The 12,909-nt window shown below is 47.1% G+C and carries 9 protein-coding genes and 4 pseudogenes; 7 read left to right on the forward strand and 6 right to left on the reverse strand.

The window, feature by feature from the left end; translation table 11 throughout:
• Window positions 1–42: 42 nt before the first annotated feature.
• Window positions 43–747 carry a class I SAM-dependent methyltransferase gene (locus tag EGD98_RS13885; RefSeq protein WP_220588962.1) on the reverse strand — a complete coding sequence of 235 codons (705 nt, stop codon included), beginning with the start codon at window positions 745–747 and terminating at the stop codon, window positions 43–45.
• Between the two features lie 243 nt (window positions 748–990).
• Here EGD98_RS13885 and EGD98_RS20815 point away from each other — a divergent pair.
• Both EGD98_RS20815 and EGD98_RS13890 read left to right on the forward strand, forming a co-directional pair.
• Window positions 991–1,086 (forward strand): annotated as a pseudogene (locus tag EGD98_RS20815) (IS1595 family transposase); the annotation flags it as partial.
• Between the two features lie 188 nt (window positions 1,087–1,274).
• A complete protein-coding gene (locus EGD98_RS13890; RefSeq protein ID WP_236039481.1) occupies window positions 1,275–2,195 on the forward strand; it encodes a glycosyltransferase in 921 nt (306 codons plus the stop codon).
• A 402-nt stretch (window positions 2,196–2,597) separates the two neighbouring features.
• Here EGD98_RS13890 and EGD98_RS13895 read toward each other — a convergent pair whose 3' ends face one another.
• From EGD98_RS13895 to EGD98_RS13905, 3 genes and pseudogenes are all read right to left on the reverse strand, one after another.
• On the reverse strand, window positions 2,598–2,789 hold the full coding sequence (locus tag EGD98_RS13895) for a hypothetical protein (protein ID WP_220588964.1): 192 nt from the start codon (window positions 2,787–2,789) through the stop codon (window positions 2,598–2,600).
• 12 nt (window positions 2,790–2,801) lie between these two features.
• Window positions 2,802–4,182: pseudogene (locus tag EGD98_RS13900) on the reverse strand (IS4 family transposase).
• Between the two features lie 136 nt (window positions 4,183–4,318).
• A complete protein-coding gene (locus EGD98_RS13905) occupies window positions 4,319–5,257 on the reverse strand; it encodes an LTA synthase family protein (RefSeq protein ID WP_236039482.1) in 939 nt (312 codons plus the stop codon).
• Between the two features lie 153 nt (window positions 5,258–5,410).
• Between EGD98_RS13905 and EGD98_RS13910 the strand changes: the two genes are divergently transcribed.
• Window positions 5,411–6,907 (forward strand): oligosaccharide flippase family protein, encoded by a 1,497-nt coding sequence (locus EGD98_RS13910; protein WP_220588965.1) that lies wholly within the window; start codon window positions 5,411–5,413, stop codon window positions 6,905–6,907.
• A gap of 174 nt (window positions 6,908–7,081) precedes the next feature.
• Here the strand turns inward: EGD98_RS13910 and EGD98_RS13915 are convergent.
• Window positions 7,082–7,343: pseudogene (locus EGD98_RS13915) on the reverse strand (transposase domain-containing protein); the annotation flags it as partial.
• Window positions 7,344–7,415: 72 nt separating this feature from the next.
• Here EGD98_RS13915 and EGD98_RS13920 point away from each other — a divergent pair.
• Window positions 7,416–7,937, forward strand: a pseudogene (locus EGD98_RS13920) (alkaline phosphatase family protein); the annotation flags it as partial.
• A complete protein-coding gene (locus EGD98_RS13925; RefSeq protein ID WP_220588966.1) occupies window positions 7,876–8,937 on the forward strand; it encodes an alkaline phosphatase family protein in 1,062 nt (353 codons plus the stop codon). The pseudogene EGD98_RS13920 and the gene EGD98_RS13925, both read left to right, overlap by 62 nt.
• 2 nt (window positions 8,938–8,939) lie before the next feature.
• Here EGD98_RS13925 and EGD98_RS13930 read toward each other — a convergent pair whose 3' ends face one another.
• On the reverse strand, window positions 8,940–9,734 hold the full coding sequence (locus EGD98_RS13930) for a glycosyltransferase family protein (RefSeq protein WP_220588967.1): 795 nt from the start codon (window positions 9,732–9,734) through the stop codon (window positions 8,940–8,942).
• Window positions 9,735–10,136: 402 nt separating this feature from the next.
• Between EGD98_RS13930 and EGD98_RS13935 the strand changes: the two genes are divergently transcribed.
• Both EGD98_RS13935 and EGD98_RS13940 read left to right on the forward strand, forming a co-directional pair.
• A complete protein-coding gene (locus EGD98_RS13935; RefSeq protein ID WP_220588968.1) occupies window positions 10,137–11,486 on the forward strand; it encodes a glycosyltransferase in 1,350 nt (449 codons plus the stop codon).
• A complete protein-coding gene (locus EGD98_RS13940) occupies window positions 11,483–12,805 on the forward strand; it encodes an O-antigen ligase family protein (RefSeq protein WP_220588969.1) in 1,323 nt (440 codons plus the stop codon). The genes EGD98_RS13935 and EGD98_RS13940 overlap by 4 nt, the downstream gene beginning before the upstream one ends.
• The last annotated feature ends 104 nt before the right edge of the window (window positions 12,806–12,909 follow it).

Below are 12,909 nucleotides of genomic sequence, written 5' to 3' on the forward strand. Positions count from 1 at the left end.
AGAAGCCCATAAATTAGCATTGCAAACACTTTTTGAAAGTCATTAGAGAGTGTACTTTGCTATATATGAAACGTGATATTCTGGTCGATTTTCAACTAATCGGTCAAATATAACAAATAAAAAATGGAAAGGGAGTATATTTGTGTAACTAGTTGGCCCTGGAAAGCTATAAAATTCTTCTAATTTCCCCCATTCGAGATTTTTTATATCTGAATAGGTCCCCCAGTTGTATTGTGTCGGGAATTTATCCCTCTCAGGGTTTTCTTTTCCGAGTAATCTACTCCAAAACAAGTGGAATTCGAAAGGTGTTCTGTCTGCTACTATTGCGTAATAATGCTTCGGATTGGGGACAAGAACAACAAATGACCCACCAGTAGCTAACACTCGGTGAATCTCATTCAAGGCCAATTCAGGCTCCGGCAAATGTTCAAAGACGTACTCTGAAAAAACTAAATCGATTGAATTGTCTCTGAACGGTAACCGTTGTCCATCTCCCGCAATTCTATTTTGAAGCTCATTATCGGACAATCCACCTTTATCGGGATCTAATGCTATAACTTCTACTCCCGACTGTTGGAGTCGTTTTGCAATTCCACGCTCGTCACGCCCCGAGCCGAGGTGCAAAGCCCGGTCAAAATCGCTATTTTCCAAAATGTCCAGATAAATCTCTATCCGGCTGGGGCCATTTCTTTTCGGGCCCAAATAACTATTTATTTTTCTGTTAAATTTTTGTATCATTTCCCTCATACTCTGTCTTCGTACGAAGTGTTTGTATAGTTTGTCGGTAGTCTGCTGGTGTGGTAACCAAAGTGTCACGTCCTCAAAGCGCCAACTATCGTCGTGATTATTATATAGACGTAAAACGGTGTAGGGCGTGGATGTGATGGTCAGGATCATTACGCCTTCCCGGTCGTTTGGGGACGAGAGTCGCCCCTAGTCTGAAAATTTTTTAGAGATCTGTGACTCATGGCTCTCCCCTACTGGGGTGTCGCTAGAGACAAACTGACGCAGTATCTAAGAGCATGCTGCCTACGTCGAGAGTGGTCTCGAAAACTCGGTGTAAACACTCTCAAACGCGCTATTTGAGGACGTGGTGAAAAATAAACACGATACTTTGAATGGCAATATTCTATCGCGGTTTCTCAGTAGTATTATATCCATTGGGAGCTGTAAACCAAAACAGTTCAAAAGAATATATAAGTCATGTTTTTAAATGTAGGTCTCTGAGTGGGGTTTGTATAACTTTCATGGCTTCTGCTCAGGAGATACTCAGTATGAATCCTGAAAAACATCCCTCATTTTCAGTTGTATTGCCAGTTTACCATGGCGATGATCCACAGCACTTCAATAAGGCCGTTGAGAGCCTAGCTTCACAGACTGTCATCCCAGACGAGGTCGTCGTAGTAGAAGACGGGCCATTAACTGATTCACTAGAACGGATACTCTCTGACTGGAGTACTGAATTCCCAGGGAATTTCCGAAGGTGTAGGCATGAATCAAACAAAGGACTCAGTGTCGCACTTCGGACAGGTGTTAAGGCCGCTTCCAACGACCTCGTGGCTCGGATGGATGCTGACGATTTGAGCGTTGAAGACCGATTCGAGACTCAGTTACAGTTCCTGATTGATAATCCAGAGACAGATGTCGTTGGTGGTTATATCGCTGAATTCTCGTCTGATCCGAGTGATATTTCTGCTCTCCGAAAAGTCCCACATCAACACGACGCAATCCGCCGAAAAGCTCGTTTTCGTAGTCCGATGAACCATGGGAGCGTTATGTTTCGTCGAGATTCTGTTCTCCAAGTGGGTAACTACCGTTCAGTGGACCGAATGGAAGACTACGGCCTCTGGGTCCGACTATTGCTCAGCGGCGCAACGTTCCGGAACATTCCAAAAGTTTTATTGAAAGTGAGAGCCGGAAATCAACTCTACGACCGCCGAGGCGGATGGGAATATGCTCGAGAAGAACTGAGGTTACAAACCGAGTTCTACCGATGGGGATTTACTTCACTACCAATATTTATTCTTAATGTTTCATTCCGATCAGTCCTTCGTTTGATACCAAATCGGGTCCGGAGACTAGTGTACCAACAACTAGCACGAGAGGAGCCACCAGATAGAGTTGCAAATAACTATTCAGAACCGGAATCAGAATTCTCAGATTTCGAAGAGTCTACAGATGAACAAGAACCCTGAATCAGAGTCCGACGATAGTGAGAGGCTATCAACTCTGGAATCGTTGCTTGAACAGAGCGGTATTGCCGGCATTGGTAAAGGAGGTCGTGGTGTAGAAGTTCTCACAAGGAAATGGTAGGACGTATTTGATGTGTCTACGACCAAATCCGTCCTACCAGGTAATGCTAGGGTCGAACAGGTCTTCAAATCACTGGACACCGAGACAACAGCACTCTTCGAAGGACTTGATCTCTCGTTTCTCATGAACTATCCCGTGTTCGCCCCCAATTCGAAGGGGCGAACACGGGTTCACCAGCCACCAGAACTTCTGAAGGGCATTTTGCATGGCTTCTATCACGATATCTATGACTGGGGCCAATGGCGCGAGAACTCCGGAATGAAGACATCTGGCGACAGTGTGGCTTAGAGCGCCCACCGTCCCGGTGGACACTCTCGCAGTTCATCACTGATTTCGCTCTTGTCGCAGAAGATGTCTTTATCGACTTGGTTCACGAGCTTCCCGAGCAGGTGCCGCTCGATAAGTTCTTCCGCATTGATGGGACAGATATCCCTGTTGATCACCGTGACGACGACGCTAAGTGGAACTACGACCATATGCGTTCTAGTTTAGCAGCGGTCAAAGGCGAACTCACCCGTTTCAACCTCCTGTCGTAACCGTTCCCTGTGTGGGTTTGGATTCCTCGCCGCCCACAGCAACAACTCGTCCAAATCCGGCGGTTCATAGCCCAAATCCGGCATCAGGTCCAGATGGATCAGATGTGCATGGCGTTCCACGACTAGTGATCCACGACGGGGCGAAAGCCGCGGACGCCGACTCGTCGGCGTCGCGGCTTCACGTCGATTCGCGTCCAATTCGTGGAGTTCGTCAATAATCTCGCGGCTGATCATCAACGAAATCGCCGCCATGCTGATCAGCGCCTCAATGATGTACGGCTTCGTCGTGGTGATCTCATCGAGTCCGAACCACGATTTCAGCTCTTTGAACAACAGCTCCACTTCCCACCGCGCCCGATATCGCGCAGCTCTATCGGGCGCGGAATACCTTTTCCGCGGCAGATTCGTAAAGTCGAGGTGGTACTCGTTGTTGTCTTCATCGAGCAAGCCAACCAGTCTGAACTCTCCCGTTGCAGTTGCTGAGGAACCACGCTTGCGGTCGAATTCTAACTCAATGAGGACGTCTATCTCCTGTCGCTGAAGGTCGTCGAGGACGGCCTTCAGCGACGTCCCTTCCAGCGTGATACTGTTGCCCCGCCACGTACGAAATTCCTCGACGATTTCTGGATTCGCGTTGGACTTGAGCGGAAGACGAACCAGCCGTCATTGACGTCAATACGGTTGAACAGCCAGAAATCGTAGAAGCCCAAGTCGAACAGGACGAGTGCGCCAGCTACCCACGCGCCTGTGGGTAGCTGGCTCCGTTCGTGCGTGGTACCGTCGCTTGTTTGGAAGCGCGTTAGAAGACCCCAGTTGAGAGCGACTCGGTGAGGTGTACTTTCAGCCCGGCTTGGTCGTCGCCAGAGGCTGTGTAGACGTCTTTGGCGTCTTGGTAGAGCGAGATGAACGTGGCGTCAACGATGAGGATGTCTCGAAAGTGTTCGAGACGCCCTCTGAGGCCATTTCTGCCGGGACTGAGATTCTCGATAGCGTCATCGAGAATCTCTCGCAGGAGGGCAACGAACGTCGGTTCGAACCACTCGTGAAACGATGCGTAGAAGAGGGTGTCGCGGTCAGCCATCTCGACGTAGCGTTCGAGAAAGGCCTGGTGAGTGCGGTCTAATCCGGCAGCGAACCCGAGCGATAGCATGTAAAAAGCGTGACGATGTCGAATTTCCGCTCGCGTTCGACGAGTATTCGTTGCGCGAGCGCGCTCGCGCAGCTCATCAGAGGGAAAGGCTCTTTGAATCCGTTCAATTATGACCGAATCCGGTGGGCGTAGGTCACATTTCCCACCGGGTCTCTTACTCGGGTAGGTGCGACGGTCTCCAATCAGTGGATAGCGTCGTCTTGATCCACGAAACTAGAACGGATGGCCAGAAGAACAGGCTCAGATCGGATCAACTGAGAACGCTTTGCGAGGTACTGAGTATACTCTCACGCAACAAAATCATCAACCGACATTGTACCTACCGATATCCGAGATCCGCTAATCTGTCCTCCACGACCGACGATTCCATGGATTCACTCTTCGACGACGATTCTGAGTTTATTTCTCTGCGTTGGTTTCCTTCGATTACTAGCCACGGAACCTTGATCAATCCAGGTGTGTGGAATCCCCTGGGATGACCGTAGCCCCGGACCGGTATTGGATAGGTTCTTTCACCGACCAAATTCCCGTGATCAGCGGTTATGACGCTCTTCCCGTCAACGGTGTCGATCAACTGCTCGACGTGCGGTAGCGTCAGTTCCAGATTCTCCCGGTACGCATCGTAGACGAGGTCTCGGTCGACATCCAGTTTGTTGTCACGAAGCGCAGACCAGACGTGTGGTGCGTCGTCTGATTTTCCGTCCATACTCACACCAGTGTGTGATATCTCCTGACCGATCTCGCCGATAAACGGGAAGTGTGGCTGCATGTAGTGAACGATTAAACGCTTGTCCGGATATTCCTCGTGTACTGCTAGGGCTTCTTCGGTCATCACCTCCGGGGTGACCGTTTTCAGATCATTATTCCATTGGTTTTCGAGAAGATTTCGCCGGTAGTGAAACGTATCAAAAGGGAGCTTGGGTGTATGTGGATTAGCCGTAACGTAAACTGTGTCGTCCAACTGTTTCCCTTCGAAGTTCGCTCGGAGAAATTCCCAACTTTCGCTTCCAGCAGAAGTACGGGACTCGAGTCTCCCTTCGAGTGTGTTCACATCATCGAAAAGATCGTATCGGCAGCCATCCAAGATAATGAGCGTGTCCCAGTCCTCTTGTATCACGTCGCACGTCTTCTTCGTACCAGTCCGAGAGTAAGCCGCGTTCGCAGACAGAGCTAATCGGTGTGCTTTATTATAAAGTATTCTGGGATTTCGTATCGCCTTCGCAAGATTCGCTAAATTATACCTCTTCGGGAGTCTCATACAAGCCACACTAGTATCAACCGCGTATATGTGTTCTTTGAGTTGTCGATGCGACTTTGGCCTTCAGTAACTGCGTACATATCTGAAATATCCCTCCCCAAGGCGACTCAACGAAGAAGTCTTACCTATTGAGCGACTCGCCACTAAACTGAAATGGATTCTGACGAGTCCCAGGAGGGTACGATTGCGGAGGGTGCGGGATTCATCCTCGTGGCGACTATACTCAGTACCGGAATCGGGTTCGTCATTCGAACATTTTTGATCCGACAACTCCCGACTGCGGACTACGGCCTGTTCGCCTTGGCAATAACCGTTGGTGGACTACTCACAACCGTCTGCTCGCTCGGCTTGCGCCAAGGCGTCGCCCGGATGGTTCCGCGGTGTGAAACAGAGTCAGGAGTCCGTGATGTGACCCTAACTGCGCTTACCAGCGCACTGGGAGTCTCCGTTCTAGTCTCCGGAACAATGGTTCTGTTCCCAAGTTCGATCTCACAATACGTCATTCGAGAGCCCGGCCTTGCCCCGTACCTGCCAGTCGTGGGCGCACTCGTGCCGGGAATGACGATTCAAACGGTCGTGATCGCGACGTTCCGAGGGAAGAAGCAAGTCCAAGAACCTATCATAATCCGCAATCTCGTTTCCCCGATAGCTCGCTTCGGATTGATCGCCTCAGTAGTGCTTCTCGGGTACGGGGCTTTTGGTGCGATCGTCGCTTGGACGACCGGTGTCCTGCTGTCAACCGGCGTGGGGATCTACTCTCTGTCCTGTCGCACGAACACGTTCACGGGTCTCACGTTCACTCCCCGGCACCGGGAGCTGCTCGTGTTCTCGTTACCGCTTATGTTCTCGTCGGTCATGTGGACCGCAGTTCAACAGGTGGATAATCTCTTGATCGGATACTACGAAACGAGCGTCGAGGTTGCGATCTACGATGGGGCGTTCCTTCTCGCTCGTCTACTGATTATCGCTCTGTCGGCGTTCGGATTCCTCTTCATGCCGATCTTTTCTGAGCTGGACGAGTCGAACGAACTTGATCGTATGCAGGGAGTATACCAATCAACCACAGAATGGGCCGTGTTACTGGTACTGCCGTTGTATATTGCTCTGGTTCTCAACCCAGATACAATTCTCACCATCGTTTTTGGAGCGGATTACTCGTTAGCTGCCATCCCTATGGTAATTATTTTAACAGGGTTTTTCATTCACGTACTGAGTGGTTTATCGGGTGATGCGTTAATTGCGCTTGGCAACACTCAGCTCATTATGGTTGGAAACATAGGTGTTGGTATTGTAAATATACTACTAAATATTGGACTTATTCCGCGTTGGGGTATCATAGGTGCTGCTGTCGCCTCTGCGAGTTCTTATGCTCTATTCAATCTTGGCTATCTATATTGGTTATATCGAGACACAGGCATAGTTCCATTCTCAAAAAAATTTTTCGTACCGTTAACATTATCATCTACCATTCTAGCCTGTATCTGGCTGTTTGCTAACACTCAATTAGAATTGAGTATGATTTCAATAGTAACCATATTGTCTTTATCATATCTTCCTCATTTGGCTGTTATTATTCGCACAAAAAGAATTACATCTGGAGACAAAGAATTGATGTCAAAAATTCTCGCTTTTCGGGAGGATAAATTTTGATATTCTTAAACACTATTTAGATAAATATAGATGTAAATTCTTTAGCAAAATGGATGACGCTGCGCGGATCAACATGAGTTCGCGAACCTCGCAGTACCGCGCGTTAGGGGCAGCGGGACCGAACCGACGATTGATGGCCGAAAAGACGGCCTCGTCCACCCAGCGTGGTAGTGTTTAGTTTGGAGCATTGTGCCAGCGAGCGAAACTTTGGAGCCAATTTTCAGCTGTTTTCGGTTCGACGTGGCTGAAGCAGTACGAAACGATGAGGTTCGTCGCTTCAGGTCTCGAAAATCCGTTCGATGGCGTTTCGATTTCCGTGGCGATACATTTGATATCGGAGTCCAACTCGTTGCAGTGCAGTTTGGAGGTGTTGAGGACCACCAACAAGAAATTCGGATGTTTCGACATCGTGTTTCTGCCGCAATTCGCCCAAGTACGGTACTTCCCGAGCGGTGTAACCAGCTGAATTGAATCGCCGAATTGACCACATAAAAATGGAGTCCTTCCGAATCTCGAAAGGATTCTTACCGATAGCTGGTCGTCTTCTCTCGAAACGGTGATGACGCCAATGACCGTTCCTGCTTGGGGATCGTTCGCTACTGGGAAGCGTTCAGGTAAGCACGGTTGCTACGATTTCGTCGTTCCAGACGGGTCACTCACCGATTTACGGCCCGTCTCTGGGAATGATTTGACTGCAGACACCTTCTACAAGGTGCTTGCCGAAGAAGATCAAAACGTTGCACTAATTAACCTCCCGACCACCTGCCCATCCCGCCTTTCCGGTGATGACGGAAACATCGTTATTACAAGAGGTGACAATTTCGTCAATCCATCGGAATTAGTAGATGAAATTTCTGCTCTTGAAGATTATAAATTGTCTCCCACAAAAGCTGAGAAATCAGAGCGGGAGTATCTCAATCACATTAGAGATCTCGAATCGACCCGTTTCGATTGTGGTCGACAAATCTATGACCGTAAAGAATGGGACCTCTTTTTATCTTATCAGTGGAACCGATTGGATTCAACATGAAGTGTACGGCGACCTCGTCAACGGAAGAGATTTCTCAACGCGGCATGCTGCTATTGAAGCGTATAGAAAGTTCGACGAGTACTTGGGATGGTTTTATAATCAAACCGACGACAATACTCTATTCTACGTGATTTCAGATCACGGTTTCAACGATCGAGAGGGCTTGGTGGATATTAACACATATCTAGACGAGGAGGGTATGCTAACGAAGGAACGGGGAGCTAGCGAGTCAGAGTTCAATATGCGTCAGCTCCGTGACGACGGAGACGACGAAAATAAAAGTATTACTCTTAATCGTCTCGGTCCATGGCTATTAAGCCACGACCGAATCCTCGACGTTGCACGAACGATTTATCGACCTCTCAAAGGCGTACTTCCTTTTGAGCTCAATCCCAGACCCTTCCGACCAAATTTCGAAGAGACTGTGGCATATTCGCCCCGCTCTGGATGCTGGGGAATCTATATTAACGAGAATCCCAGATTCCACGATGGCATCGTATCTACAGACGAGTATGAACAAGTAAGAGAGACAGTCTCTGACCTGCTCGAATCATTGCAGACAGAAGAAGGGGACCCCGTTTTTTACGACATCCAAACTAAAGAGGAACGTTACAGTGGAGAATTTGCAGACGACGCTCCGGACTTGACCTTTCGCTCAGATACATATCACCCCCGAAGTTTTCTTGACCCGGGCGTGTTGGAGGAAAAAGAGCACAACGGTCACGGCTATGAAGGTATTTTGATTTGTTCTGGTGAAGACGTGTGTAACAGTGACCGAGACTCGGCCGATATTGTGGATATTGCGCCAACTACACTCGCATACCTCGGTGAGCCTGTAATTGAGGACATGGATGGTGAGATACTTGAGGATGTCATAACACTTCCAAGCGAGATAGAAACCCGTAAACCGACTCCAGCGAACGAACTTCGCGATCATTTTAATCATAACGAAGAGCACAACGATGTTGAAAATCGGCTTAAAGAACTTAGCTATCTCTGAGATTAAACCATTCCATCAAGTATCTCTGTAAGTTCGTCCATCTTTTTGCTTCGAGAGAAACGGTTTGTTATAGTCTCATCGTAGGAAATATCATTTTCGTAGAGTGATTTTAAAGCCAAAGCAATCTCATGTGCATCACTCGGGGACACAACAATTCCGAGCTCATTGTCTGCAACAAATTTAGCTGCTCGGAAAGAGTTGTCCACAACTGCTAAGATGGGTGTTGATGAACCTACATAATCATACATTTTTGAAGGTATATTTAATTTATTCGAGGGATCAGTACCACCGATGTAAAGAACTGCGTCACTTCCTTTCAATATGGGGATGAGATCCTCATATTCTATCCAATCAAAAGTTGAAATTAAGTCGGAAACACCTGCTTCTTTGGCTGCCTCGTCATACTTAGAGTTCCAATCCCCATAAAATCTTAATTCAATATCAGCATCCGGGAACTGTTTATCAAACTCTGCAAGGCCCTTTAGAACCGAATAAGGTTCAATCCACCCTTCATAAAAGGAACCAGCATAGGTAATCGTAAACGAGTCGAAACACTGTTCATCGGCCCCTTCGAATTTTTTATTCTCGAACCCCAGGTGGGGGAGTTTAGTCCATTTATCGGATGGAATCTTAGGATATGTTTTTTCAAAATAGTCATCCGGGAGTTGAATGCCGTCATCCCAGACGATTTGATCGGCATGCCGGACAAAAAAGGGTTCAAGCCGTCGACGAAGCCACCCATTTAAGGAATCTGAATCAACGTGAGGATTTGTCGCATAGGGGTCACGGATTTCCATTAACCATGGCACACCCGTGATACGACTCGCAAGATATCCTATGAGATGGAGCTGTGGTGGCTCACTTACCGAGTTAATGACATCAATATTCTCACGGCGAGCTTTTATCATACATCTAATAATAGACTTTATACTTTCAGGTGAGCGGAAGTCGTAAGGATATTTTATGTGGCCAAGTACAACGTCCCATCCCCGGTCAGAAAGTAAGCGACGCCGAGCTCGAAACTTTTCAGCGCGCCCACCCGGATCGTTGAATGTACAATTACTAATGAGTAGCACACGCTTCATCTGATACTGAATATGCGCCGGGGCGATATTTTAATCGCGCGTTTTGATTCCGCCAAGTAGTGAATTATAAATGCTGTTGAGGCACATTACACTACTAGAGAGATTCTTTCATTAATGACCAAGGATTTACTTCTCATTTCAAAGGTATTTTCGGCTAACTCCCCCGGTCGGGTAGAGAAGTTCAGCCGCCGTGTGGAACTCTTAGCAGACCGTGGGTGGAGAACCCATATTCTCACACCGCAAGAGCCAGGTTACGATCGAATTGCCGACTTTGCTCCTGACGCGGACCCAAGTCCCGAAATCCACGTTACTGATTCCCTTTTTACGAATCTCCGAGCATGGTACTACGACCTCTACTATGGGAGTGGCGGAGGAGATCAATCCAGCGAATCGGGATCCGAGGAGACCGATTTTAGTTCCAAAATTGATATCCTCAATAGTTTCACCGCGACAATCAAACAGGGTGTCGTTAGTGCAAAACCGTGGCTTTTCATTCCCGACGGTTGGATTGGCTGGTACCCATACGCACTCTCATCCGGGCGCAAAATTCTCACAGATACGCAAATCGACGTTATTTACTCAGCGTGTTCACCATATACCGCTCATCTCGTCGCTGCAAAGCTTAGCGAAGAGTTCGATGTGCCGTTTGTCGCTTCATTTCGTGATCCTTGGGTAAACAACCCGCTGATTGCAACTTCCCCGATTTGGAAAATAGCATCTAAACGTCTCGAACGGAAGGTAATAAATCGCGCTGAGAAAGTTGTCATCTATCGTGGATGGTTCCCGGACAATGGTACGTATCTATACGAAACATATCCCAATCACCGCGAGAAAATTCACACACTATCTTATGTCGGATTCGATCCTGTCGATTTTGAGCGCCACCCAGTCTCAAACGATGGGCCGTTTACCATCATCCACGCTGGTAACTTCTACGGTGGAGACTACAGTCCCGAAACTTTCTTGACTGGACTCCGAACTGCCATTGATAGGGGAGTGATTCCGCCGGATGATATTAGAGTCTACTTTCTCGGAAAACTTGCCGATGAGTACCGAAACCTTATTTCTTCACTCAATTTGAGCTCTGTTGTTGAGTGGAAAGGTGTCGTTCCATACGAAACAGTTTTAGATCATCTCGAAAAATCTGACGTGGGCTTGTGGGTGATGGGGGACGAGAAGAGTTACCAATCGAATGTACCATCAAAGCTGTTCGATTATATTGGTGCCAGCATTCCTGTCTTAGCGGTCGTTCCGGATGGTCAAGCAGCAGAATTTGTACGAGAGAATCAACTCGGCACGGTGTCGGATCCTACCAATCCAAGAGAGGTTGCAGACAGGCTTCAAGAACTCTATAAGCAGCATCAAACAGAGAGCTTGAAGATAGATATTGACACTACACGGTTCAATCGTCAAGAGACGCTTTCTACTTTCGAGGAACTTCTATGCGAGTGTGTTAAACAATGATAGCAGTAAAGAATCAGAATATAGCTGGACGAATTGGAGCATTTACAGGGGTATTAACCACGCTTATTCCTCTTGCCTTCTTCTTTTCACCAGTTAGTAGAAGCCTCCCATTAGGCATTGCACCTGAGCAGGCTATTATTGGTGTAGTTGGTTTCTTTTTGCTGGTAAACACATTTGTGTCGGGCGATCTGACCTTATCATCACAGAATTTTGAGTTACTGTCAATATTCTTTGTATTTAGTGGATTGTATTTTTTGACTCTCGTTACTTCTCCTTTCCCAGTCGATGGTAACAATCTAAAAGCTAGTATAACGGTTTTCGGTGCACAGGCTGTTCTCTTAGCGACTGTAACAGTTACTATAGGTAGGTCATGGTGGTTAATTCGCCGTGCAGTGAATGCAATAGTGGTTCTCAATATACTACTTGTTGGACTTGGTTTGACCTTGTTACTAGTGACATTAAATGTGAATTTCTTCCGGAATGGAATATATGCATTAGATACTACATGGGTAAAACTGCTTAGAGCAGTTACGGTACTGCATAATCCAAATTTCTACGCTCGCACAATTCTCTTCTCATTTCCTTTCCTTCTAGTACCAATCGAAACAGGTGCACGCCAGGGGTATCGATACCTCTGTTTCGGTTCCGCTGTTGGCTCAATTCTATTAGTTATATTGACTTTCTCCAGAACAAATGTTATCGTATTGGGAGTGGTTATTTTAATAATTATTTATCGATACGCAAGCACACCACGATTCGAAAATCGGGCCATTCTCTCTACCCTCCTCGGAGGTGGGGGTATAGGTTTCGCTGCTTTCTTTCCCTTTTTATTGGATAGGTTCCTAGGCAAGGTCTCACAGTTTACAGCACAGGGAACAACGCTACGGTTAACGATGTTTCAAACTAGTTTAGAGAGTTTCGCTCAACACCCAATTTTCGGGACAGGGCCAGGTACTGCTATGACTGTGTTGATGTCTGATCCCGAGATGAAAGCAGCTATTATACAATTTAAAGGGAGGTTGGTCCCATTGGCGATGCACAATAACTTCCTTCTAGTCTTGGTTGAAGCAGGTGCCGTGGGGCTTGCACTGTTTGTCCTCTTTCTACTGAAGTATTGGAGTTCTCTATTTGCAGTCAAATCAAAACTAAGGAATGATGAAAAAGATTTGAAAATAATAGTAGACGCGACAGAGCTTACTTTTGTTGCTTTTATTATTTCTGGATTAACAGCAGTCAACTTCGGTATGAGTATCATCTGGTATATCTTTGCAATTCCGTTAGCAATCTATCGTCGACGGATTTTGGATATGATTAGTTAGTATATTCATTTAACCCCTCCAAATTGATATTTCCTACCAATCAATCTGATCAGCCAGTACAATTGAATAAATACTCATCAGATATTTGGCGTTTGATATTCAAG

The organism is Haloarcula salinisoli (genome assembly GCF_019599405.1).
GTDB classification, from domain to species: Archaea; Halobacteriota; Halobacteria; order Halobacteriales; family Haloarculaceae; genus Haloarcula; species Haloarcula salinisoli.